Source organism: Sphingobacterium cavernae (assembly GCF_008520265.1).
Lineage (GTDB): Bacteria > Bacteroidota > Bacteroidia > Sphingobacteriales > Sphingobacteriaceae > Sphingobacterium > Sphingobacterium cavernae.
This window is the reverse complement of sequence record NZ_VIQM01000076.1, coordinates 12524-36833: the sequence shown is the minus strand read 5'-3', so window position 1 is coordinate 36833 and position 24310 is coordinate 12524. Positions and strand designations below refer to the sequence as shown.

Below are 24310 nucleotides of genomic sequence, written 5' to 3'. Positions count from 1 at the left end.
CTGGCTAGAAAGGATATCCTATTGCTAAGTTGAAGACCAAATTATCACGCCTCCACTGTGAATTTTTGAAGTCAATATCCTTGATGACCCAACGGTCATTTTTTGGGTAGTAAGGTACGCGAACTGGAATTGCTAAATCTGTCCGAAGAACTAAAAATGTAAAATCAAAACGTAAACCAGCACCAGCGCCAACTGCCAATTCAGACAAAAATTCTTTCGATAATTTTCCGCCCAACTTGCCGTCATCTCTATTTTGCAACCAGACATTACCAGCATCAACAAAGGCAGCCCAATTCAGAATTCCAACACCGAAGTCAACTATACGGTTGCGGTATTCGGTATTTAGTTCCAATTTGTAATCACCAGTTTGATCCGCAAAGAAATTATCTTCACCCAAATTTTCTGGAAGGGCAGAACCAGGTCCTACAGCTCTAGCACGAAATGCTCGTAATCCATTCGGTCCACCCGAATAGAATTGCTTCAAGTAGGGCAGTGAACGCGAATTACCATAGGAATAACTCATTCCTAACATTATGCGAGATGCCAATTGTGCATGCTGACCCAATTTCCAATAATGGCGACCATCGGCTTCAATCTTCACAAATTGACTGTATATGGTTCCGAATAATTCTTTCTGATTGTCATTTTTATAGCTTGCACCCTGAATCAACCCCAATACATTTCCAGACAAATTCATCCCACCTTTGAAATAAAATGTATTTGTTCTAGACTCCTCCATAGTGTTTGTAAAGGTATACGTATAATTTGGACCGAAAGAAAATTGAGGTTCTACAATACGGCGCAACGTAGGAACGGTATCCATTTGCGCTTGATAGGCTTCGGAAATATTGCGAGGTTGTACGTAGATAATTTCTGCTAAAGTTAAGTCATGTTGTTTTTGCTCATTTTCTTTCCACATATAACCATAGTTCAAACTCGATGAATTTAAGGTATAAGCCGTACGACGATTCAAAAACTCATAGCCAAATTTTAAATAAGTTTTGGGAATAAAACGTCTACCGGGCGTCCATTTATAAGGTGACAAAAGCCTCGGCCAAGTAATAGCCATTTCAGCACCATAGCGGTAATACGAAGAATTTAAGTTAACATTACCACCTGTTTGTGTCTCATACCCGCCAAATACATTTACAGAAACGGTTTCAGCACCTTTGAAGGCATTACGCAGTGTCCAGGTTACATTCGCCTCCGAACCATTATAGACCGTAGCGGTTTTTGCCAACAACTCAAAACGTAATGATTTCTTTGGTAATGGCGTCAAATGATAATATACATCCAATGTGTTTGCTGAATCTGGATTTGGCTCAAAGCTATTCTTGACGAATTTAAATGCATTAAGATTTACCAAATGATTAATCGTAAGATTGTGATCGTGTCTATTGTAAACTTGACCTTTTTGAAAGAAAATATGATTAGCTAATACTTTTTTTCTGAATGTATTCTGTCTATCAATGATATAATAATTATCATTGAATAGCTCCATATACTCCGTATTTGGTCTTCTGCTATACCCTTGTGAGGTCAATGTATAATTGGGGTAGATAAAAATATCGCCAATTTTTTGTGGTTTTTTTGCTTGAGCGGAAGTTTCAGGTTTAATAGTTAGAAACATATCTACCTTATGATCGCCTTCGGTACTATCTACTTCTACCAAAATATTATCTGGATTAAAATAGTAATATCCTTTATTTTTCAAATCATTGTCAATACGATCGCGCTCATTCAGAATTACATCCAAATTGTAGTTTGAACCCTTTTTAAGAAGGGATTCGGACTTTGTAGACGCTATATCTTTTCCAATATTGCTTGCAGAATCAATTTCAAACACTACTGTGTCTATACGATAGATTTTACGCGGAATTCCTGTGTAGATAACTTTGGCTGTTTTTCCATCAATACTCGTATCTGAACTAACAGTTGCATTGAAGAAACCCAAATTTTCCATACGGTTTCGGAGTAAATTCTCATTGTATTCGCGATTAACATCACTTAGGAGCACCGGCTCTTCACCCCGTTTTTTCAACCAACGCTGGAAGAAATTATTCGTCGTGTCATAACCACCACCAGCATTCCACATCATCAGTTTCCATTTTGCGCCAAAAGCTTTTTTATTTGGCTTTGGCATCAGCATTCCTTCCAAATGTTCTTCAAAGAGTTGCTTGCGTTCAGCATTTACATTGCTGTCCATTTCCAGCTTGACATCACCTTCTACATACAATTTCTCACCTTCTGGAAGATGTTTCGTTGTACTACAAGAAATCATATACAAGCACAATGTGCTTAATAGTGCAATGCCAATTCTTTTACTTTTCATTCGATCTCCTTTCCTCATCTTCGTTGCGAATAGCTGTGTCTTTGATGGACTTAACGTCTGTCGTATCTTTCTCATTTTCGGTAGAATCACGTTGGATTCTATTCAATTCTTCTTTCTTTTGTTGTTCTTCTACACGTTTGCGATATGCTGGATTATGTGTCATCATGCTATCGCGAATGACCAAACGTACACTATCACGATAAGCTGAATCGATTTCCATTCGTTCTACATTAAATCTTCTGCGGAAACTGCTATTATTAGGGTCTGCATAGGCTGCCAAAGCTTTTTCATTCATAAATAGTTCCTTGAATTGATTGTAGCTCATGTTGATAATGAAACCAATACCTGTTTCCACGAATTGTCCTTGCAAAGTGGCTTGATACTGGTTTTTACGGTAGACTCGGGCGAAGTATCGACCATCTTTTGATAATTGATAATCCAAAGAAATATCACCTGCAATATTATTCGGTTTCTCGCCTGGACGGGTTTTTCCTTCGACTTCGAAGTTCGAGCCAATCGTAATTTTTAAGCGGTCATCAAATAGCATTTTGGAAACGCCGATGTTCAAATCCGTTCTATTTTGTGCAGATCCAGAAAGGTAATCTTGTTCGGATTGCAAATTGAAGTCTAGCTCAACTCCCTGTATCAAGTTGGAAGCCAAATTATTCAATTGACCAGTCAAGAACGAACTTACTGAGCTACGCGCGATGCCTTCCACACCGCCACCACCAGACAAACTTTCGAATGGATTTGCTGACATAAATCTTCCCATGATGATTAACGAGAATACCTGTTTATTCAATTCTGCTGGATCATCACGCAATGCAACCAAAGCATTATTAACTTTTGATACGACATCTTGCGAAACTATCGCGTTATTCTCGTCAAGATCAATGTCAAATGCGATCTGTGGCTTGAATAATTCGCCAGTCAAAATCAATTTTACATCAAAAGGAATACGTTGTTTGTACAAGTTACCACTTTCTGTTCCAATTTGGTTGGCTACCAAATCTAGCGTAGGGAAGCGACCTTTGTACAAGGCTGTAATATCTAGTCTAGCATCTAGCGGATCTCCATTCCATGTAATTGTACTTCCTTTTTGGAAATCAAATTCTTTTTTAATCGGACCAAAACTGAAAGAGTAATTTCCGTCTTCAACAGTGAAAGTCCCGGACATGGTGATTTTTTCGCTGGCGTCAATTGTAGTAGTCAATTCCGCAAGACCTTGAATATTCAAGGCGTCTTGCGAGCCTTCATCGATAATTATTTTGAATTTGGCATCTCGATCTGTACTTAGGTTGAGGGATAAATCCATACCTGTAAGACGTGTTGCGGTAGTCATCGAATCTAACTTCGCGAATACATTATTGCGCACTGTATCACTTTTATCTACGAATTTCACAACGCCATCTCGCTCGGCGATACCAGGGTTTTCATTTGGCACAATGAAAACAAAATCTGTGTTTTCGTTGGCAGACACATTTCCGTCGATTACTGGCTTGTCAATATTTCCACGAATACGGATGTTTGATGTCGCATACAGTTTGCCGTAAAACAAATCGTTGTCTTCACGCGTAGAATTTACGACAGCGAAATTATTCGTTGTCAAATTCAAATTGAAATCGAAGTCTGTATAGTTTTTAGTGAGTATCGTACCATTCAATTTGGCTTCGTTTCCTTTTCCATCTTTCAACAAGAATTGTCTAAATTGAAGACCTTGATTCGTGAAACTGATCTTATGATTGTCCATCAAAAAGTCAGCGTTTAGCATCGCAACATTTAGTCTGGCTTTATTGAATGTTAGATCACCATTGATTTTTGGTGCATCCAAATTACCGGAAATGTCCAGCATACCAGTTAAATCGCCTTCACTATTTTTTAGATAACCCATGCTAAATGCTTGGATAGTTTTCATTTTTAGTGGAGCTAAATTCAATTTTGCATTGAATGTCGGAGTGCCATTAGGAGGAGCAATGTATTCACCCAATAATTGCACATCATTGCCATTATCTGTGATACGAACATCCGCCGAGAAAGTGTTTTCTTGTTGGTTGTGTACATTCACTAAAATATTTCCAACAGTATCTTGTCCAAAATAGAATTTGTTGATTTCCAAATCCGATACGAAAACAGGTTTTGCATCCAGACGAGAAATTGTCGCCGCACCGTTGATTCCACCGCCAACATTCCACGTATCTGACTCTAAAATTTCTGTCAAGGTCTCAATACGGAAATTGTTAAAAGTCACATCAATTGGTGCATTCAATGTAGAATCTTGGGATTGTATACGCAGCTCTTGACCATTATTATTCAACACAAATTCATGTGCTCGAATTCCATCTTTTCCAAAGCTCAACTGATTGCTTGGAGAAGTTTGCCATGTATCGTAATTCAACATTAAGCCGTCTTCCAACAGACTCAATAGGTAATTTCCTTGATCTACGGCCATTCGTGCACCCAAATGGTAACGATCTTTATCTTGCTTATCTTTTATCCAAAGCCCAAAATCTAAATTATTTTCAACGGCTTGTCCACTTAAAGTGGTGTTTTTCAGCTCAATTTGATTGACTTTTATCTTGTCAATTAGCGCAGAATAATACAATGTACTATCGACCGTGATAAAATCCATACCCAAACGATCAACCTCAATACCGCCGTAAATAATACTAGGCGCCAAGAGTTTTGCCATTATGCTTTTTTGCTGACTGTTGAATGTACCATCCAAGGTGATATCACTCATTTTCTGAATGTCAGGGAAGAAATCTTTTAAGAATCGAGAATAATTTAAAGTAGCAGAAAACTCAAAATTCTGTGCATCGTATTTCAATTCTTTTGGTGGCTCATTATTCGGGTTATAATAAACTCTTACAACGTCTTGCATGGATGCTCCCAGTTCAGTCAGTTTATATTTTCCGACTAAATGGGCACGTAAAAATTCTGAGCGTAACATCAACATATTGCGCGAAGTATCTGCTCGTGCAATCAAGGAGATGGTATCTAAGGCATAACGTTCTTCATTGTATGCAATAGAAGACTGAGAAACATGAAGTCTTCCATTCAAATAATTTAAATCTGCAGTTTCAAAGTCGGCGTCGATTTTACCGTGATAACGGAAATTTTGATCCATCAATTTTAGATTTTGCAAATTGACGGAGTCGATCATCATATTCATCTTTACCTTAGGATATGTATCCCGCATATCGGCTGCAAGATTGGCTTGAAAACGAATATTCGGATCGGTACTGTTTATAGAGCCAGCAATATCGCCACTTTGCGCCATCAAGTCCAAATTGATGTCATGATAAGCATAACCCATCGCATCAAAACGATTGATGGTACCTTTGACGTCAGCAGCCATGGTTTTGGGATTTAATCCTTTACCTTTTACTTGTGCATCAGCGGAGATAATACCCAATACAGAATCTTGTTTTAAAAGATGACCTAAATTGAAATTATCAATAGAAACTTGTGCATCGTATGTGGTGTCTCGTCCAGCCATATTGAGATAACCATTCACAGCGGCATTCCCTTTATCAGTGACAAGTTTCATATTGGCGTCAAATCCACTCATTCCACCTTTAAATGTACCTGTCAATGATATTGAATTTGGATATTCAATCGTCATATCTTTTGGCAACAAGGATTTTGCCACTAATCGATCCAAATCTGCTTTGCCTGTAGTTAATTTTTTAAGATTTAAATCGATGTTAAGCTTATCTGTATTTGGCAAACCTTTGATCTTAGCTGACGCAATGATGTGTGTTTTATCTAAAGTTTTGAATTCCAAATTTGGGATAGTTAAATCATCTAAACGTCCTACCACACGACCATCAATGTAGAATTTACGTGTCATCAATGGTTTCATCACATCCATTTGCTCTAGATCTGGCGCAAAGAATTTGATATCCGTCATATCGATTTGCGTTTTTTTGATGCGCGCATCAATTGTGACAAGGTGTGGATATTTAGATACAGCGTCCAACGAAGGATAGGAAACTTTGATATAATCCTGAATGATTGTTTTAGGGGTTTGAACTAGCAGATTCTCAATAACTGCGCCAGTGTTTCCGTACACAAAATCACCTTTCATTTGTTTTAAATACAAGCCGGAATGATCTTTTGCTGTTAAATTTTGAACAGAACCTGAAATGGAATCATTGGAGTAGTAAATACCTTTAATTGCTCCTGCGAGATCTTTAATCCCTATATTGCTATAATCAAAGCCCTTCATTCGCGCTTGATTGTCGTCACGGAATAAGAAATTCGTTTTGTCTACAGCAATTTTATCTACTGATACTATCCAATTAACAGGAGCAGAAGCTGTGTCTGCCGTTTCTTTGACTTTAGTAAATTTATCAAAGACAACATACGAATCAGATTGATTTAAAATAACTTCTTTGAGATTGACTATTTCTTTGTTTAAATCAATTTGGTCAACATTCGCAGAAAGGTTTTTAATGTCAAATTGTGTTTTCATCGCAGAAGATGCATCGTCATATTTGACAAAAATGTTTTTCAATGTGATGGTTTCTGTTCCTAGATTTGGTAGGAGAGACGTTTCGTTAACAGACGCATCTGTAATACCAAAATCTTCCGCTTTTACTTCTTTGCTTTCGGTTGCTGGCGCCCATTGCTTAACAATAGCCGACAAACCATCAATATTAATATTTGGCAAATCAAAAGTCATGTTGTTTGCCAAATCAAAAGTTTTCACCCGCGTATCCAATTTATTCAATCGTATATCGGCTGAAGTACCAATCATATCATCATTGTACACAAAATGAATGCGCTCTAAACCAACTTTGTCTAATTTAAAGATCAATGCGGAAGTCGTATCTGTAGCTGTAGGCGTACTTTCTTCTTCCGAAGCAAAAGCTCTTACGATATAATCAAAATTAAAATTCCCATCAGGGGCAGTACGCTTTATTTTAGAAGTAATACCAGCTAGTTGTATTTCTTGAACTTCGATTGTGTTTTTGAAAATCTTAAACATATCGATGTCCACTTTGATCTTTTCGCCAGCGATCAAGGTATCGCGCGATTGATCTTCGAAATACACATTCTCCAATACCAACATTTTCGGGAAAGTTATATTCACGTAGCCAATATTTACTGGAGTTCCAATTTTGTTTTCTAGGTAGGTTGATACTTTTCCTGCTATATAATTTTGTACAGCAGGCAGGCGTATTAAAAATACGACCAAGAGCAATAGGGCTATTATTGAACCTATTATCCAAAGGAAAATACGAACAGCGACACGGGTAAATCTATTCAAACCTGAGTTTATCTACTTAATAATGTTAACACTGAAATAATAACATAAAAATAGTTGAAATGTTTACTATTTAATGCGGAAAAGCCAAAATTAAATCCATGTTATGGTAAATGTTCTTTTTGTTTTTCAATATCTAATATACTAAAAAATTAAAAGCTAGTCAGTTGACTAGCTTTTAATTTTAAAATGCGCGATCTTCTAAGTGTTTAGGTAAATCAATAAAATCAATTCCTTTTGCCCACCAATCCGGTGCTGGTTTGCCTTTAAGGTAATAATCAAAATATTCCATCATGCGTACTGCATAATCTTTTCGGTTAACCTCTTTCACTAGACCATGATTTTCGCCATTGTAAGTTAGCATAACCACTGGTTTGTTGAGACGACGCAAACTGTTGTAATATTCCACGCCTTGTGTGTAATCTACAGCTCCATCTTTGTCATTGTGCATGATGATTAATGGCGTATTCACTTTTTCGATATGGTATATAGGCGAATTACGTACATAAGCATCCCAATTGTCCCAATAGCCTGTTGTCAGACGACCTTGGCTAGATTCAAAGATACTCTGATTTGATGAGCCTGTATTCCAATAAATTAAAGAATACATTGAAATCATATTGGTCAATGGTGCGCCCGCAACTGCAGCTTTGAATATATCAGTTTGTGTGATAAGGAATGATGTTTGGTATCCACCCCATGAGTGACCGTGGATTGCTACATTTTTCTCATCTACAATCCCAGATGCAATTGCAGCCTTTACAGCCGGAACGACACATGCTACTGCCGACATACCCGGATCATTCAATTTGTATTTAATATCTGGCATCAATACCGCATAACCATTATTGGTATACATCGCACGATTAAAACCACCACCTGGATAAGCTGGTTGCGAATAGTTATTTTTCTCTTCTGTCAGACGCTCGTAGATATAGGTAATCGTCGGATAAGATTGACCTTCTACATAGTTAGCAGGCAAATACAATGTTGCCTCTAACGTATCGCCATGTGCCGAAACATAGGAAATGAGCTTCGATCCAGCAGATAGTACATCTTTTTGCTTATCAATCGTGTTATTAGTCAAAACTTTTTCTTGCGCTAAATTTTTATCTGTTGACACAAAAATATCAGGAGCAACATTCGATTTTTCGATTGTGTAGAATAAGTTTGAGCTGTTTTTTGGTTTACGAATGCCTCCAAAGTTGATGTCATCCAATTTCAAAATTTCCAATCTCTTACCATTCGCAGGTAATAAAGCCACACCTTTTTGTTTAGTGGCGTGATTGTACAAATTGAAATACTGGTCTTTTTTTAGATCAATGAAATCATCGTCAGTATAGATATAATTGAGATTTGTAGTCAATAGCTTTTGGTTCTTCCAATTATCTGTCAATTGAATAGCAGATTTGCCATCGATCGACACTTTCCAAACATCAAAATTGTCTCTCAACAATACAAATTTGTTGTCTGCGCTAAATCCAAATGGACCAATTCCACGCTTATCCACGTTGTGATCAGCCAATATATCTACAAAAGAACTATTGATATTTTCTGTAATGTTAGTTACAGCTAACGTTTTCGTATTCAATGTATGGTAATTGCCATCATTATAGAATAACAAGTAATCAGACAGTGGAGAGAATTGTACAGCACGCATCGCATTCAAATACATTTTTTTGAAGGCTAACTGTTTTTTCCCTGTTTTGATATCTACAATGTACAAGTCGCCAAAAGTTTGTCCATTCAAATTTGCTTCGAATTCGTATGGTTTGTAATCAAATCCATAGCCTACCAATTGATTTGGAGAAAGTGCGATTGATTTGATGGCGCTATCAGCTAGAGAGACGAATTTGTTTTCGTCTACGTCCCAAGCGCTCATTGTTGTATAATTTTTATCTGATTGCAGACGCATTTTTTGTGCAGATTGCAAGCGTACATCTTGCCAATTCCAGATGATCATATCTGGTTTTTCTAAGTCTTTTTTATTGACTTCGGGCTTTTTAGGCGCAGAATTTTGTTTTGTATTTGCAGCAATCTGCGTTGTATCTTTTTTGGCAGCTATAGAATCTTTTTCTGCTGCTTTTTTAGCATCCGCTTTTGCGATATTGTCGATCTTCTTTTCAGTAGATTTTGGGTCTTCCGCTTTTTCTAATTTGGCTACGCCAAAGAATATCGTTTTTAAATCTTTACTCCAATACGCCGATGAGTTCTCGCTAATGCCATACCCCGCTGTAATTTGATTTTCATCCAATCCGCTATAAGTAAATACATCTGCATTATGTGCTTTTAAGTTTTTAACACCTAATAAAGTGTAAACGGGAGACTTGTACTTTTTGTCAGATTTGGATTTTAATAATGCAAAAGCTGTACCTTCTTTGTTCCACGCTAATTTTGAAAAGTTAGCATCGTCATTATGCAGCGCATTGACTATTCCTGTATTTAAATCCATCAGGAAGATTCCGTTTCCATTTTTGCCGTTGGCATCGATTATATATGCTAAATACTGTCCCGATTTGTTGAAACTGTATTCGCTCACATTACCTAAATTATATTTCTTTTTGTTGACTAAATTGTATAACAATAAGTCCGAACCTTTTACTGCACCTTCAGGACGTGGAGCCATTGGTGAAGCTGGTGCGCCACCTTGTCCTTCAAAACGAATGGCTACCCATTTGCTGTCTTCATTCGAAAAACTGAGACTCTGTACTTTATCAAAAGTCACTGATGCGGTATCTTTTAATGCCACAATTTTCAATTTCTTACTTGAAGGTCTACGCGATTTTTCATTTGCCTTAATCTCTGTATATTTTGGATTCTCAAAGAAGCTGAAATATTGCGCATTATTATTGAAAAAAATTGGAGAGGTAGCGCCACCAATTTTGTAATCAAACTTCGTCGTATCCGCTGTGCTTTTCAATGTCAAAGTCAGGTCTCCTTGTGTCGGTCCTGATACATAAGCCAGCCACTTGCCATCAGGTGAAGGAGAAGCACCATTTAATCGTACGTATTCCCAGGTCGGGATATCTTGCCAAGTGAGTGGTTTTGGACTTTCTTGAGCAAATGGTGTTAACCAAGCAAGTTGACACGCAAAAAATAATATTGATTTTTTTGTCATTTATTTTCTATAGGTTAAATAATACGACATAAAGGTATTTATTATCTTTCAATCTTTTATACTGTATTAAATATGTTATAAGTGTTGAAAATAAAATGTCAGTCCAAGGCTTTGTTCCTAATTGTTTTAATGATTAGCATCATGGAGGAAGTTATAAATAGGCAAAAGGAGAATATTAATATAGTGCCTAATATATAAGGATTGAATACAATAATTTGCATCAACGTTTCCAATAATTCGAAAGAATAGGCTGTTGCTAGTCCAAGAAGTACAAAACTCATTATTGGTACTCCAAAAAATAATATGACAGAGAGAAAAATACCTTTTACAGGATTAAATCGAAAGTTTAGTAATTTCCTCATCCTGTGAAAAGATTAAGTTTATAAATGTTATATCTAAATTTATGGTATTTTTGTGATTCAAAACGACTTTTGAATGAAAATTTGGCAAAAAAACATTGATGTAGATTCTTTTGTTGAATCGTTTACAGTAGGCAAAGACCGTGAGATGGACATGCATTTGGCGAGTGCAGATGTGTTGGGTTCACTAGCACATACGCGTATGTTGAATAGCATTGGCTTGATGACGGACGAAGATTTGTCTGCGGTTCAGCAAGAACTAAAAAATATATACAAAGAAATATTAGCTGGTCAATTCCAAATCGAAGCTAGTGTAGAAGACGTGCATTCCCAAGTGGAAATGATGTTGACACAACGCATTGGCGAAGCTGGCAAAAAAATCCATTCGGGTCGTTCGCGCAATGACCAAGTTTTGGTGGATTTGAAATTGTATTTCCGTTCGGAAATTCACAATGTTTTCAATACTACAGAATTGCTTTTCAACCAATTGATTAAGCTCAGTGAGCAGTACAAAAATGTGTTGATGCCAGGTTATACGCATTTGCAGATTGCCATGCCATCATCTTTTGGATTGTGGTTTGGAGCGTATGCTGAGAGTTTAGTAGATGATTTGCATATGTTGAAATCTGCTTGGTCTGTTTGTAATAAGAATCCGTTGGGTTCAGCCGCAGGCTATGGATCTTCATTCCCATTGAACCGTACGATGACTACAGAATTATTGGGCTTCGAAGATTTGAATTACAATGTAGTGTACGCGCAGATGGGACGAGGTAAGACGGAGCGAATTCTTGCGCAAGCGATGAGTTCTATTGCCGCAACGTTGGCCAAATTCGCAATGGACGTAACCTTGTTTATCAACCAAAACTTTGGGTTTATTTCTTTTCCAGCGCATTTGACAACAGGTTCGAGTATCATGCCGCACAAAAAGAATCCTGACGTTTTTGAATTAATTCGTTCACGTTGTAATAAAATCCAAGCTTTACCGACAGAGATTGCCATGATGACGACAAACCTTCCAGTTGGTTATCACCGCGATTTACAATTGTTGAAAGAAAACTTATTTCCTGCATTCCAATCTTTAAATGAATGTTTGGAGATTGCTACATTTATGTTGGAGAATATTGAGATAAAGGATAGTATTTTGGATGATCCAAAATACGACTATCTGTTTTCTGTGGAAGTGGTAAACAATGAAGTATTACAAGGTATACCATTCCGCGAAGCTTATAAAAATATCGGTCTGGCTATTGAAGAAGGAACATTCCAACCTTCTAAAGAAGTTAACCACACACACGAAGGAAGCATTGGTAATCTTTGCAATGATCAAATCCAACGCATGTTTGGCGAGGTGAAAGCAGACTTTGGCTTTGAAAAAGTGGAAAAAGCGTTAGAAGAATTAGTAAAGTAGATATTTTAAAACTATATTCGGAAAGGTGTTCTTATAAGGAACACCTTTTTGTTTCCCAACTATTTAACCAAATACGGAATTTTGATTTATAATTTCTTTAGCAGATATACACAATCAAAAATTATATGTAGTACTGCTGAAAATTAGAGGCTCACAGATGAATAAATCTTCATTGCTTTTGTCTGTATTACCCGTTAACAATTCTGAGATAAATGCATCACACTTAAAAGAATGTCGCTATGATTCATTTTTGTTACATCTATTTTAATGGGCACAACAGTAATTTATTTTAGATGTTTTTATATATTGTACACATTATAAACCGTACGTTCCTTTTGCATGGAAAATAGAAGATCATTTATTAAGAAAGCTGGTTTATTGGCCGGTTCTTTCGGGATATTCGCCCATTTACCAAAATCAATTGAAGCAGCATTAGCCATCAATCCTTTAGAAGGATCTACTTTTATGGATGCGGAACATGTCGTGATGTTGATGCAGGAAAACCGTTCTTTCGATCATTCATTTGGCACGTTAAGGGGCGTCAGAGGATTCAATGATCGTCGTGCCATCACGCTAGCAAATGGTAATCCTGTCTGGCTTCAATCCAATAAGCAAGGGCACACTTTCGCACCATTCCGCATGGATATCAAAAATTCTAAGGCTAGTTGGAGTGGTGATTTACCCCATTCATGGGAAAATCAAATCGGTGCATGGAACGAAGGAAAATTTGATAAATGGTTGGATTGGAAACAATCTGGTCGCAAAGAATACAGAGATTTACCGCTGACATTGGGATATTACACACGCGAGGATATTCCATTTTACTATGCTTTTGCGGATGCATTCACGATATGTGACCAACATTTCTGTTCGTCGATAACAGGTACAACGACTAATCGCCATTATTTTTGGACTGGGAAATGCGCTCCAAATTCTGAAAGTAAGCCATTAACTCGCAATTCGGATACCTATTACAACAAGATGGCTAGCTGGAAAACTTTTCCAGAGCACTTGCAAGAAAATGCTGTGAGCTGGAAAGTTTATCAAAATGAAATCAGCCTTCAAAATGAAATATCGGGTAATGGAGAGGGGTTGTTGGGTAATTTCACAGATAATAATTTAGAATGGTTTTCGCAATATAATGTGCGTTTTAAGAAAAGTCATATCGATTTTTATCAGCGAAGAATAGCGGAGTTGCCACAAGAGATAGCCGAATTGGAGAAGCAGCTAGCCTCTGATTCCAATGCACAAAAAATTAAAAATACACTTACCCAAAAACAAAACCAGTTAGAGAGTTTCAAGCGTGAAGTAGAGCAATTTTCGGAAGAAAAATATGCTAAGCTCTCAGCCTTTGAGAAGGAATTGCACGAACGTGCTTTTCAAACTAATGAAGGTGATCCCAATTACCACCAAACAGAAGAGGTAGAATTTGAAGGATCAAAAATTCAAATTCCAAAAGGAGATATTCTTTATCAATTTCGTAAAGATGTCGAATCTGGAAAACTGCCAACCGTAAGTTGGTTGTGTGCGCCACAGTATTTTTCGGATCATCCTAGCGCACCAATGTATGGCGCGTGGTATGTTTCTGAGATATTGAATATTCTGACCAAAAATCCTGAAGTTTGGAAGAAAACGATATTTATTCTCAATTACGATGAGAACGATGGATATTTTGATCATGTACCTCCTTTTGTAGCACCGAAACCTGGAGATGAATCCTCAGGTATAGTTTCTGCAGAATTGCGCGAAGGTTTGCAGACTGAATTTGTGACGAAAGAACAAGAATTGGCTTCGGGTATAAGTGAAGCCAATGCCACGGAAGGACCTGTTGGTTTAGGTTATCGCGTGCCATTAATCATAGCTTCTCCGTGGACGCGCGGCGGTTGGGTCAATTCTGAAGTATGTGATATTACCTCTACAATTCAGTTTTTGGAAGTTTTTTTGAATAAAAAATATAATAAGAATATAATCGAATCGAATATTTCGAAATGGCGTAGAGCAATTACGGGGGATTTGACATCAGTGTTTCGAACATACAATTCACGAGAGAAAGTGAATTTGCCTGAATTTCTGGAGATGAAAAAGCAGATAGCAGAAATTGATAGCGCGAAAAACAAACCTTTGCCCGATGGATTTAAGGATTTCAGTCCATCTGAAATTGATAAAATAAAGTCGGGTGCAAAACACGCTGCATTGCCTTACCAAGAATCAGGGACGAAACCTTCAAATGCGATTTGCTACGAATTGTATGTGCTGGAAAAGCACAATAATGGAAAATTGGAATTAAGGTTTGAAGCATCGAATAAGCTCTTTGGTGAAAAATCACTGGCTGGAGCTTTCAATGTATATGATTTGCTGCAAAAAATCGTTTCAACAAATCTTTTGCTGTAGCTGCTGGAGAGCAATTAGAGTACAGTTGGGATAAAGCAAGGGATGGTGCTTATGATATTGCCATAAAAGGCCCAAATGGCTATTATCAAAAATTAGTATCTCAAGGAGGAGTTGAACCATTAAAAATTAAAATCAGCTATTCGGCAAAAAGTAATTTGCTAATTCATATTGAAAATATTTCTACTAAGAGCAAAGAAATCATCGTCCAAAATGCCTATACTAAGCGCAATCAAACAGTGACTATTAAGCCAAATAAATCAACTAGCATTCAAATTGATACGCAAGATTTTGGTCGTTGGTATGATGTTACTTTAAAAGTAGAAGGTTGGCAAAGACACTATGCTGGACGCATGGAGAATGGTAAACCAAGTATTTCAGATCCATTGATGGCGTAATTTAAACATAAATAGGCTTCCATTTTGGAAGCCTATTTATGTTGTTATAAAAAATCTTCGCGACAAGGATTGAAACTGTCGATTAGTTCACCGTCTTCCAGACATTCACAACCATGAATAATGTTGCTCGGAATAATGCAGCTGTCACCAGCTGCAATTATTTTGGTTTCTTCTCCAATCGTATAGCTGAATTTCCCGGATTGAACATGTGAGATTTGCGTGTGAGGGTGTTGATGCAATGCACCAATGCCGCCTTTGGTAAATCGTACTTTGACCAGCATAAGATCTGCTGTGTACAGGCAAATTTTGCGTTTTACATGTTCATCTAAAACCTCCCAATCGGTATCGGTTTCCGAATAGTATAATGAAGACATTTTATTTTGCATTGCGCAACTCCAGTTCTTTTTCTATTTCTTTAGCTAACGTATTACTTTTATTGGCGTTTTTGATAAAAAAATAAGCCACTACCAATGTCATTATAGAACCGAAGCCCAAGCCACCTTTAATTGCGCTATAAGCAAATACTCCAATCGTAAACCCAACTAACACGGCATTAATTATTTTTTCCGTCTTAAGACGGTTCAATTTTTTATTCAGCTCATCCGAATCTTGTTCGAATATACTCGATAATTCCATGCTGTTGTTTAGGTAATTTTAGTGCGCTAAAATTAAGAAAATTCTAATTTCAAAAATATGCTAAAAATCATTTTTTGTATTTTTTTTAAAATATGAATAGTTAAATCTTATAGATTTAGCAAAAATTTATACGCTATCAAATTCTTTAGGATATTGCACCGTTCCGCTAATATTTTCTAGTGCATTTGGAATGAGTTCTATTGCCATAAATACTTCATCGGGCACATCAAAAGACGCTTTAATTCTCCATTTGGAAGCAGACTCAAAGCCAAATTTCGGGTAATAATGTTCGTGACCTAAGACGATGACAGAAACAAAACCCAATGCCGCAGTACGTTTTAGTCCTTCACGAATGAGTTTTCCACCAATGCCTTGTTTTTGGTAAGCCTCTTTTACCGCCATGGGTGCTAAAGCTAAAGATTCATGCGCTAAATCACCATTTACAATCTTAATCTTCGTAAAAAATATATGCCCACCCAGTTGATTGTCCAGTTCTGCAACTAGTGAAAGTTCAGGTACAAAAGCATCACTGTTACGCAATGCATCAACTAATTTTGCTTCTGCTTCTTGTCCAAATGCTTGTTTATTGATTTCATAAACAGCTTGGAAATCTGCTGGTTGTTCTTCTCGGATGGTTATTTCGATCATTTAAATAAAAAATAAATTAAAATAGGTGGCAAAATAATTAGCAAATGATATAAACAATGTGTATTTAAATAATACTTTATTTTAATGATAAAAATTTCTGTCCAATGCAATTTAAAATAATCATTTTTTGTTGTTTGGAATTTAAGAAAATCTATATACTTGTGGTTTTCATATTTCTTAAGAACTATACCATATTTTTTTGAAAGGTCTTCAGATAATTTGTTTATTTGTTTTGGAGTCATTTCACTCGTTTTCAAATATCTTAATTCATTATATAAATCGCTAATTTCTAAAGTGCAATCATGAAATTTTTCTGCTCTTAATCTATAATCATTATAACCCTCTAATTGACTAAAAACCAGAATTAAAATTTAAAGTGCGGTTGATACAAAAGCATATTCTTTGGAAGAAATGTCCAATGTGGAATCTATTTCGAAAACACTTAATAATCCTAAAATTATAAGATATGCAGACAAAAATCCAATAGAGTATGATGAAAGTCTATTAATTATTTTCATACGATGACTTGCAACAAATCTTGCACCTTTTGTACTCCATAATTTAAAATTTAATTCAACACTAAAATCTTTATCAAGATAAAGTTGTCCGGATGTAGTCTTAATATTTTGAGACATAATACAGAGTTATAGTTTAATAATTGGTCTTTAAAAATCTTCCCTTCCAAAAGTATGTGGGAGATGCTTTTGGAAGGAAAGTTATATATAGTTACGCCCTTTCGTATACTTCGAACGTATAATCAAAAGCGTGTTTTTCGTCTTTTTCGTGCTTTTCAGCGCTTATTAATTTCCATTCGTGGTCTAATAATTCTGGAAAATACGCATCGCCATCAATAGTTGTGTGTACTCGTGTCAACAAGATTTTATCTGCTAAAGGCAAAGTTTGCTTGTAGATTTCTGCACCACCGATAATAAAGATTTCGCGCTCGTCACGGCAATAGTTTAATACTTCTTGTACGCTATTCGCTACATCTACTTCTTCGTGGCTGTAGTTCATATCACGTGTCAAAATAATATTGCGACGCTCTGGAAGTGGTTTCCCAATGGAAACAAAAGTCTTGCGCCCCATCACCACCGAATGCTCTAATGTATTTTTCTTAAAATACTTAAAATCATTCGGCAAATGCCACAACATTTGGTTGTCTTTGCCGATGGCATTGTTTTCCGCAGCAGCTACGATTAATGTTATTTTAGTATCACTCATTGATTATTAATTATTAATGGTTAAATGTAAGGTTTAAACTCACATTAACTCATATTTGCTTTCGTTGTTTTTATAATTGATGTAATCAGCTTAATGATTTTTATCGCATCATTCATTATACTTTCAAATTGTTCATCTGTGAGATAATCCGTCTCTTTCAATAATTCCAACCAGTATATAGTTTCGTTGATTTCTTTTTCTGCAATACTCATTTTATGTTTGAAATCAGACTTTGATTCCGCATGTTCTGCTTCTCGAGCCATAGCACCAACACTCGTTCCTGAGCGAATTAATTGTTTACTCAGTACAAATTCTTTTTTCTGTTCACGCAAATACTGAGAAAGCTTCACGATTCTGACCGCAAATTCAAAACTGATGGTTTTAATGATATTCTCTCTCATTTATACATCATTAATCATTTACCATCAACCATTAAGAGTTAAATCGCTACAGGAGCTTTGATATGTGGATGGAATACATAATCCACCAACTCAAAATCCTCAAATTTGAAATCAAAAATATCTTTTACTTCTGGATTGATTTTCATGGTAGGAAGTGGTTTTGGCTCACGAGACAATTGTAATTCTGTTTGCTCGAAGTGATTTCTGTAGATATGCGCATCCCCAAACGTATGTATAAATTCACCAGCTTCCATATCACAAACTTGTGCGACCATCATCGTCAATAGGGCATAAGAAGCAATATTAAAAGGAACGCCCAAGAAAATATCCGCAGAGCGTTGATATAGCTGACACGAAAGTTGTGGTTTCAAAATTCCTTTTTCTGGTTGTACTGGTGCTACGTTGAACTGGAAGAAAGCGTGACAAGGCGGCAAAGCCATGTTTTCGATTTCCGCGACATTCCAAGCGGATACGATGATACGACGCGAATCAGGTGAATTCTTTAATTGATTAATTACCTGAGTAATCTGGTCGATATGTCTGCCATCTGGCGTAGGCCAAGAACGCCATTGTGAACCGTAAACAGGTCCTAGATTTCCGTTTTCATCTGCCCATTCATCCCAAATGCTTACTCCATTATCTTTTAGGTATTTGATGTTTGTTTCACCTTTCAAAAACCAGATCAATTCATGGATAATCGAACGCAAATGCAGTTTTTTAGTCGTAATAATCGGAAAACCTTCTTGTAGATTGAAACGCATTTGATAACCAAAAACACTGCGTGTACCTGTACCCGTTCTATCTGTTTTGTCCACACCTGTGGTATATACGTGCTTTAGTAAATCTAAATATTGTTTCATGTTTCAATATGTTAAATGGAATATAATGTTACGAAGTTAAGATATTTTTTACAACTAACTAAATGCTGTATTGCTATCGAATTTGCTGCTGTCTAAGTCAAGATTTTCTATGAAAATCTGCATAATTAGCTTTTCTATTTCCTTTGGATTGTAGGATTTCGAACTCCGACAGAGAAGATAATTTTCTTGTAGCATGAAGGTGATTAAGTCAGATACATAATGAAATTTTAATGTATTCCCGAATTTGAAAGCAAAATAAAAGCCAAAGATTGACATTAATATCCCTGACACTCCATAAAATTTTTTATCAAATAAAAGGATACATGAAAGAACAAAGATACCCAATAGTGACAACGAAACCCATGCCGGAGGTTGTAGCATGTTTAATTTAAAACCTAACTCTTGTTCTATACTTTTAATCTGTTCTCTTCGGTTTTGTTTTGGAAAAAGTTCTTTTAAAAGAGAACTTGGTTTAATTTCTTGACTCCTATTTTGTGTTAGTAAATAGGCTCGTCTGAATTTATAAAATGCTTGTTGGGAAGTGCACGAATCAATTTGTGGAATATTTAAATAGGATATAGTGAGTTTGGATAAATCGTTGAAAGAATTGACTTTAGGTAAATCCTCGTCTTTAAATTTTATATCGAAGGTGTTTTCAATTCTGCGAAAACATCATCAAAATCTAAAGGATCTATTTTCTTAAAGTGCTTAGCAAGGTAACTCATTATTGCTCAATTAATATATCTTAAATAAAGATATAAAATGTCATTAGCATCTCAAATCTTATATCTATAAAGCTAAGTCTAAAAAAAAGCGTATTTTTGCAACTTATTATGAATAAAAAAGTAGCTTTCTATACACTGGGTTGTAAGTTGAATTTTTCGGAGACTTCATCTATTGGACGTCAGTTCAAGGATGCGGGTTATGATACCACGCCATTCAACTCGCCTGCAGATGTTTATGTAATCAACACTTGTTCGGTAACGGACAATGCGGATAAGAAATGTCGAAAGGTAGTGAAGGAAGCGTTAAAGTATTCGCCAAATGCGTATATCACAATTGTAGGCTGTTATGCGCAATTGAAACCGCAAGAAATCGCAGAAATTCCAGGTGTGGATATGGTATTGGGTGCTGCGGAGAAATTCAATATTATTGAGCATATCAATGATTTGACCAAACAAGAGAAAGCTGTTGTTCATAATGGACCGATTGACGAAACGAATCAATTCGTCACGGCTTATTCGATTGGTGACCGTACACGTACTTTCTTAAAAGTGCAAGACGGTTGTGATTATTCATGTACATTCTGTACAATTCCTTTGGCACGTGGCGCAAGTCGTTCAGGAAAAATCGAAGATATCGTGCGCCAAGCAGAAGAAATTGCTGCTTCGGGTGTGAAAGAAATCGTATTAACAGGTGTAAATATTGGCGACTACGGTATTCGTGATGGCAAACGCCAAGACAAGTTTTTGGATTTGGTAAAAGCCTTGGACGAAGTCGAAGGTATTGACCGTATTCGTATTTCATCGATAGAACCAAATTTATTGGCAAATGAGATTATCGAATTTGTGGCGAAATCCAAACTTTTTGTTCCACATTTTCATATGCCATTGCAATCAGGAAATAATAAAGTATTGGCACAAATGCGTCGTCGCTACAAACGTGAATTGTACGGGGAGCGTGTTGCGAAAATCAAATCGTTGATGCCAAACGCCTGTATCGGTGTCGATGTGATTGTTGGTTTCCCGGGTGAGACGCGCGAAGATTTTATCGAAACGTATAATTTCTTAAACGATCTAGATATTTCATATTTGCACGTATTTACGTATTCAGAACGTGAGAATACCATTGCTGCGCAAATGGAAGGTGCTGTACCAGGCGCGCAACGGTCGGATCGTAGTAAAATGTTACATATCCTTTCGGAGAAAAAACGTCGTGCTTTCTATGAAGAAAATTTGGGTGCAATAGGAGAGGTATTATTCGAATCGGATGAGAAAGATGGCTTTATGCACGGATTCTCCAAGAATTATGTGAAAGTACGTACACCTTATGATCCATTGTTGGTCAATGAGATTGTTCCAGTGAGATTTACTTCCATTTCCGAATCGGGCGATGTGGATATAGAAGAGTTGCCGGAGTTATTGGAACATTAAAATATAAATTTGAGGGATGATATTACATCCCTTTTTTATTGCCGAGTTATTTTCACTAACTTATTCCTAAAATATTCCCAATTCTTAGGGTATTATTGTTCAACTATGAAAGTACTTATTGTCGAAGATGAGCTGGCATTACAAGCAGGAATACGCGATTTTTTAATTGCAGAAAAGTTTTTGGTGGAGACAGCATCGACCTACATGGAGGCTGTGGACAAAGTCATGAACTATCCTTACGATTGTGTGCTCTTGGATATTATGCTTCCTGGAGGGTCGGGTATGGATGTACTAAAGGAAATGCGCAATAATCAAATCAAAAGTCCCGTATTGATACTTTCAGCAAAAGATTCCGTAGAAGATAAAGTTGCTGGGTTGGAAATTGGTGCAGATGATTATTTGGCTAAGCCTTTTCATTTTGCGGAATTATTAGCGCGTCTGAAATCTATTATTCGTCGTAATGCACAAGATGGCGAACAGCTTTTGCACTACAAAAATGTAAGTCTTAATCCTGAATTACGTGAAGTCAAAATTGATGGAAATCCTTTGGTTTTGAATCGCAAGGAGTATGATTTGTTTTACTATTTCATGCTTCGCCCAAATAAATTACAGGAAAAATCTACGCTCGCGGAAACGGTTTGGGGAGATCATGCGGATCAGGCAAACAATTTGGATTTTATCTATTCGCAGATTAAGAATCTTCGTAAGAAATTGAAAACCGCAGGGGCGGATTGTGATTTGCAAGCGGTGTATGGTGTAGGTTATAAATTGATATAAATGGCTATTTCAGTAAAAAATTACACCAATCGTTTTGTAAGCTTTGCTATTCTGGTGGTTATGGCGATTTGGGCGGCGCTATTTTACGCCGTTATAATGGACGAGGTTTATGATAATATTGATGACGGTCTGAAGAATCAGAAAATTCTCATTATACGTGAAGCTTATAATAATCCCAAATTAATTGCTGAGTCCAAAGAATTTGGGATTAACCAATTCGTGATAAGGGAAGTAAAGAATTTAGAAGAGAAAGTTGATCAAAATGCTTTTTCTAAGGAATTTATCTATATGCCTTACGATGAGGAAGAGGAGCCTTACCGAATTTTACGAACAGGATTTTATGATCCTAGCGGAAAGCCTTATCAATTGGAAATTCGTACTTCTACCGTTGAAGAAGATGATTTTTTGCTCAATCTCGCTATTTCTTTGTTGGTATTGTATGTGGTAATTGTGCTCAGTATTTTGGTGATTAATCATTATATATTGGGACGTGCTTGGCAACCTTTCAAGCAAATTTTAAAAAATCTTTCTAAATATCGATTTGGCAAAGCCAATAGTTTTGTCTCAGTGGAATCGCCTGTTTTGGAGTTTAATGATTTGAATAATCATATTTCGCAAATGATTGATCAGAATGAGAAAGTCTTTGACAGTCAAAAACGCTTTTTGGAAAATGCTGCTCACGAATTGCAAACACCTTTGGCAGTAAGTATTAACAAGCTGGAATTGCTGTTAGAAAATTCGAGTTTGAATGAAGAGGATACGGTTCGTATCGTGGAGGCTAAGCGTTCGCTGCAGCGCATGGTAAGTCTTAATAAAAGCTTATTAACGATTTCACGCATCAATAATCAGCAGTATGCGGGAAATGAAAGCGTCACTATAAATGCAGTTATCGCTGATCTGTTGAATGATTACAAGGATTTGATAGCTTATAAGGATATCAGATTAGATTTTCAACAGGATGGTAATTTTGAAGTCTTAGCTAACCCAGATTTAATGCAAATTTTGTTTTCAAATTTAATTAGCAATGCCATAAAATACAATTTACCTGCAGGTGAATTAAGAGTTCGACTTCAATCAGATGCTGCAATCATTTCTAACACAAGTCAAGACAAGGCACTGAATCCTGCATATATTTTCGAACGTTTTTATAAAGGAAATCAAGACCACAATTCCAATGGCTTAGGTTTGTCTATTGTACAGACCATTTTGGAAAAATATCCTTTCTTACATATTCAGTACAGCTATCAGGATAATATGCAAGTATTTGAAATTAAAAAAGTTTAATTTTTTTTGATCTCAAACACTTATTCCCAATTCTTTCCCAACTCACTTTTGATTTTTGTAGTATAGAATAAAGATTAAAAGATGAAAACAATATTTAAAACGTTAGCAGTAGTAGCTTTATTGACAACAAGCATGGGAGCAAATGCACAGGATAAATTAATTGATCTAGGTCAGTTGCCAAAGCAAGCCCAAAATTTTATCAAGACATATAGTTCAAAACTTTCGGTCGCGTATGTTAAATTGGAAGACGAACTCTTTTCTAAAAAATCTTACGAAGTGAAGATGAATGATGGCTCGGAATTTGAATTTGATAAAAATGGCGAATGGAAAGAAATCGATATGAAGCGCAAAAGTATTCCGCTTTCGTTGATCCCTCAAGCTATAAAAGAATATGTAGAAAAGAGTTTTCCAAAGAATAATATTGTGAAACTTTCTAGAAGTTCATCCAAATATGAAATTGAATTGTCAAATGGATTGGACTTAGTTTTCAATAGCAAAGGCAAATTTTTACGTATCGACGATTAATATATTAATTAAAACACACATAATATAAATATATATAAACTATGAAAAATTTATTTTCAAAAGCGATTTTAGCCGTAGCTGTAGCGTTTACGATGACATCTTGTGATAAGGATGAAGTATTAATTCCAAATGAGGAATTACCAACAACTTCGAAATCTTTCGTATCGGAATATTTTGGTTCGGCAAAAATTATTTCTACAATAAAAGATAAAGAAGGGATTTCAAATTTTGAATACGAGGTAAAATTGGATAATGGTGTAGATATCAAATTTGACAATACAGGGTTGTGGCAAGATGTAGAAATGAGAAGTGATCGTGACGCGTTGCCTAACACTTCGTTTATATTACCTGCAATTGTCGATTATGTGACGGCGAATTATGCTTCAGTAGGCATTAATGGAATTGAAAGAGAAGTGAATGGATTTGATATTGAACTGACTAATGATGTCGATTTGGTATTTGACAAAGACGGAAAATTTATCAGAATTGATCTATAATTTTTGATTCATAGCTAAAAACAAAAATGGGAC

General features: G+C 36.3%; 17 protein-coding genes and 1 pseudogene. 8 read left to right on the top strand and 10 right to left on the bottom strand.

Annotated elements, in window-relative coordinates:
• Positions 1 to 4 precede the first annotated feature (4 nt).
• The 3 genes from tamL to FLS47_RS14340 form a co-directional block, all read right to left on the bottom strand.
• Complete coding sequence (gene tamL / locus FLS47_RS14350) at positions 5 to 2332, bottom strand: translocation and assembly module lipoprotein TamL (protein WP_223225303.1); 2328 nt, start codon at positions 2330 to 2332, stop codon at positions 5 to 7.
• On the bottom strand, positions 2322 to 7607 hold the full coding sequence (locus FLS47_RS14345; protein ID WP_149915045.1) for a translocation/assembly module TamB domain-containing protein: 5286 nt from the start codon (positions 7605 to 7607) through the stop codon (positions 2322 to 2324). Before FLS47_RS14345 ends, tamL begins: the two co-directional genes overlap by 11 nt.
• Before the next feature lie 181 nt (positions 7608 to 7788).
• Positions 7789 to 10722, bottom strand: a complete 2934-nt coding sequence (locus tag FLS47_RS14340; protein ID WP_149915044.1) for an alpha/beta hydrolase family protein — start codon at positions 10720 to 10722, stop codon at positions 7789 to 7791.
• Positions 10723 to 11157: 435 nt separating this feature from the next.
• Here FLS47_RS14340 and argH point away from each other — a divergent pair, with 435 nt between their 5' ends.
• From argH to FLS47_RS18635, 3 genes are all read left to right on the top strand, one after another.
• Entirely contained in the window at positions 11158 to 12489 is a 1332-nt protein-coding gene (argH, locus tag FLS47_RS14335) for an argininosuccinate lyase (RefSeq protein WP_149915043.1), read from the top strand.
• Positions 12490 to 12828: 339 nt separating this feature from the next.
• Entirely contained in the window at positions 12829 to 14880 is a 2052-nt protein-coding gene (locus tag FLS47_RS14330) for a phosphocholine-specific phospholipase C (protein WP_223225302.1), read from the top strand.
• 155 nt (positions 14881 to 15035) lie between these two features.
• Positions 15036 to 15275, top strand: a complete 240-nt coding sequence (locus FLS47_RS18635) for a phospholipase domain-containing protein (RefSeq protein WP_262713883.1) — start codon at positions 15036 to 15038, stop codon at positions 15273 to 15275.
• Between the two features lie 44 nt (positions 15276 to 15319).
• On the opposite strand, the gene FLS47_RS14325 is transcribed toward FLS47_RS18635, so the two are convergent.
• From FLS47_RS14325 to FLS47_RS14290, 7 genes and pseudogenes are all read right to left on the bottom strand, one after another.
• A complete protein-coding gene (locus FLS47_RS14325) occupies positions 15320 to 15661 on the bottom strand; it encodes a cupin domain-containing protein (protein ID WP_149915042.1) in 342 nt (113 codons plus the stop codon).
• Positions 15651 to 15911 carry a hypothetical protein gene (locus FLS47_RS14320; protein ID WP_149915041.1) on the bottom strand — a complete coding sequence of 87 codons (261 nt, stop codon included), beginning with the start codon at positions 15909 to 15911 and terminating at the stop codon, positions 15651 to 15653. The genes FLS47_RS14325 and FLS47_RS14320 overlap by 11 nt, the downstream gene beginning before the upstream one ends.
• 126 nt (positions 15912 to 16037) lie before the next feature.
• Positions 16038 to 16559 carry a GNAT family N-acetyltransferase gene (locus FLS47_RS14315; RefSeq protein ID WP_149915040.1) on the bottom strand — a complete coding sequence of 174 codons (522 nt, stop codon included), beginning with the start codon at positions 16557 to 16559 and terminating at the stop codon, positions 16038 to 16040.
• A pseudogene (locus FLS47_RS18630) lies at positions 16556 to 17194 on the bottom strand (SLATT domain-containing protein). The gene FLS47_RS14315 and the pseudogene FLS47_RS18630 overlap by 4 nt, the downstream one beginning before the upstream one ends.
• 91 nt (positions 17195 to 17285) lie before the next feature.
• On the bottom strand, positions 17286 to 17780 hold the full coding sequence (locus tag FLS47_RS14300) for a dihydrofolate reductase (RefSeq protein ID WP_149915038.1): 495 nt from the start codon (positions 17778 to 17780) through the stop codon (positions 17286 to 17288).
• A 44-nt stretch (positions 17781 to 17824) separates the two neighbouring features.
• Complete coding sequence (locus FLS47_RS14295; RefSeq protein ID WP_149915037.1) at positions 17825 to 18181, bottom strand: four helix bundle protein; 357 nt, start codon at positions 18179 to 18181, stop codon at positions 17825 to 17827.
• 38 nt (positions 18182 to 18219) lie between these two features.
• Positions 18220 to 19041: a thymidylate synthase gene (locus FLS47_RS14290; protein ID WP_149915036.1), complete on the bottom strand. Its 822-nt coding sequence runs from the start codon at positions 19039 to 19041 to the stop codon at positions 18220 to 18222.
• Positions 19042 to 19874: 833 nt separating this feature from the next.
• Between FLS47_RS14290 and mtaB the strand changes: the two genes are divergently transcribed.
• From mtaB to FLS47_RS14265, 5 genes are all read left to right on the top strand, one after another.
• Positions 19875 to 21194 (top strand): tRNA (N(6)-L-threonylcarbamoyladenosine(37)-C(2))-methylthiotransferase MtaB, encoded by a 1320-nt coding sequence (gene mtaB / locus FLS47_RS14285; protein ID WP_149915035.1) that lies wholly within the window; start codon positions 19875 to 19877, stop codon positions 21192 to 21194.
• A gap of 105 nt (positions 21195 to 21299) precedes the next feature.
• A complete protein-coding gene (locus FLS47_RS14280) occupies positions 21300 to 21971 on the top strand; it encodes a response regulator transcription factor (RefSeq protein ID WP_149915034.1) in 672 nt (223 codons plus the stop codon).
• Positions 21972 to 23255 carry a sensor histidine kinase gene (locus FLS47_RS14275; RefSeq protein WP_149915033.1) on the top strand — a complete coding sequence of 428 codons (1284 nt, stop codon included), beginning with the start codon at positions 21972 to 21974 and terminating at the stop codon, positions 23253 to 23255. It abuts the gene before it with no gap.
• Positions 23256 to 23336: 81 nt separating this feature from the next.
• A complete protein-coding gene (locus FLS47_RS14270; protein ID WP_149915032.1) occupies positions 23337 to 23780 on the top strand; it encodes a PepSY-like domain-containing protein in 444 nt (147 codons plus the stop codon).
• 41 nt (positions 23781 to 23821) lie between these two features.
• Positions 23822 to 24277, top strand: coding sequence for a PepSY-like domain-containing protein (locus FLS47_RS14265; protein WP_149915031.1), 456 nt, complete (start codon positions 23822 to 23824; stop codon positions 24275 to 24277).
• Positions 24278 to 24310: the final 33 nt, after the last annotated feature.

Excerpts from the sequence above, each read along its gene's own strand:
- tamL (WP_223225303.1), bottom strand. The coding sequence starts at position 2,332 with ATGAAAAGTAAAAGAATTGGCATTGCACTATTAAGCACATTGTGCTTG.
- FLS47_RS14340 (WP_149915044.1), bottom strand. The coding sequence starts at position 10,722 with ATGACAAAAAAATCAATATTATTTTTTGCGTGTCAACTTGCTTGGTTA.
- argH (WP_149915043.1), top strand. The coding sequence starts at position 11,158 with ATGAAAATTTGGCAAAAAAACATTGATGTAGATTCTTTTGTTGAATCG.
- FLS47_RS14330 (WP_223225302.1), top strand. The coding sequence starts at position 12,829 with ATGGAAAATAGAAGATCATTTATTAAGAAAGCTGGTTTATTGGCCGGT.
- FLS47_RS14325 (WP_149915042.1), bottom strand. The coding sequence starts at position 15,661 with ATGCAAAATAAAATGTCTTCATTATACTATTCGGAAACCGATACCGAT.
- FLS47_RS14320 (WP_149915041.1), bottom strand. The coding sequence starts at position 15,911 with ATGGAATTATCGAGTATATTCGAACAAGATTCGGATGAGCTGAATAAA.
- FLS47_RS14315 (WP_149915040.1), bottom strand. The coding sequence starts at position 16,559 with ATGATCGAAATAACCATCCGAGAAGAACAACCAGCAGATTTCCAAGCT.
- FLS47_RS14300 (WP_149915038.1), bottom strand. The coding sequence starts at position 17,780 with ATGAGTGATACTAAAATAACATTAATCGTAGCTGCTGCGGAAAACAAT.
- FLS47_RS14295 (WP_149915037.1), bottom strand. The coding sequence starts at position 18,181 with ATGAGAGAGAATATCATTAAAACCATCAGTTTTGAATTTGCGGTCAGA.
- FLS47_RS14290 (WP_149915036.1), bottom strand. The coding sequence starts at position 19,041 with ATGAAACAATATTTAGATTTACTAAAGCACGTATATACCACAGGTGTG.
- mtaB (WP_149915035.1), top strand. The coding sequence starts at position 19,875 with ATGAATAAAAAAGTAGCTTTCTATACACTGGGTTGTAAGTTGAATTTT.
- FLS47_RS14280 (WP_149915034.1), top strand. The coding sequence starts at position 21,300 with ATGAAAGTACTTATTGTCGAAGATGAGCTGGCATTACAAGCAGGAATA.
- FLS47_RS14275 (WP_149915033.1), top strand. The coding sequence starts at position 21,972 with ATGGCTATTTCAGTAAAAAATTACACCAATCGTTTTGTAAGCTTTGCT.
- FLS47_RS14270 (WP_149915032.1), top strand. The coding sequence starts at position 23,337 with ATGAAAACAATATTTAAAACGTTAGCAGTAGTAGCTTTATTGACAACA.
- FLS47_RS14265 (WP_149915031.1), top strand. The coding sequence starts at position 23,822 with ATGAAAAATTTATTTTCAAAAGCGATTTTAGCCGTAGCTGTAGCGTTT.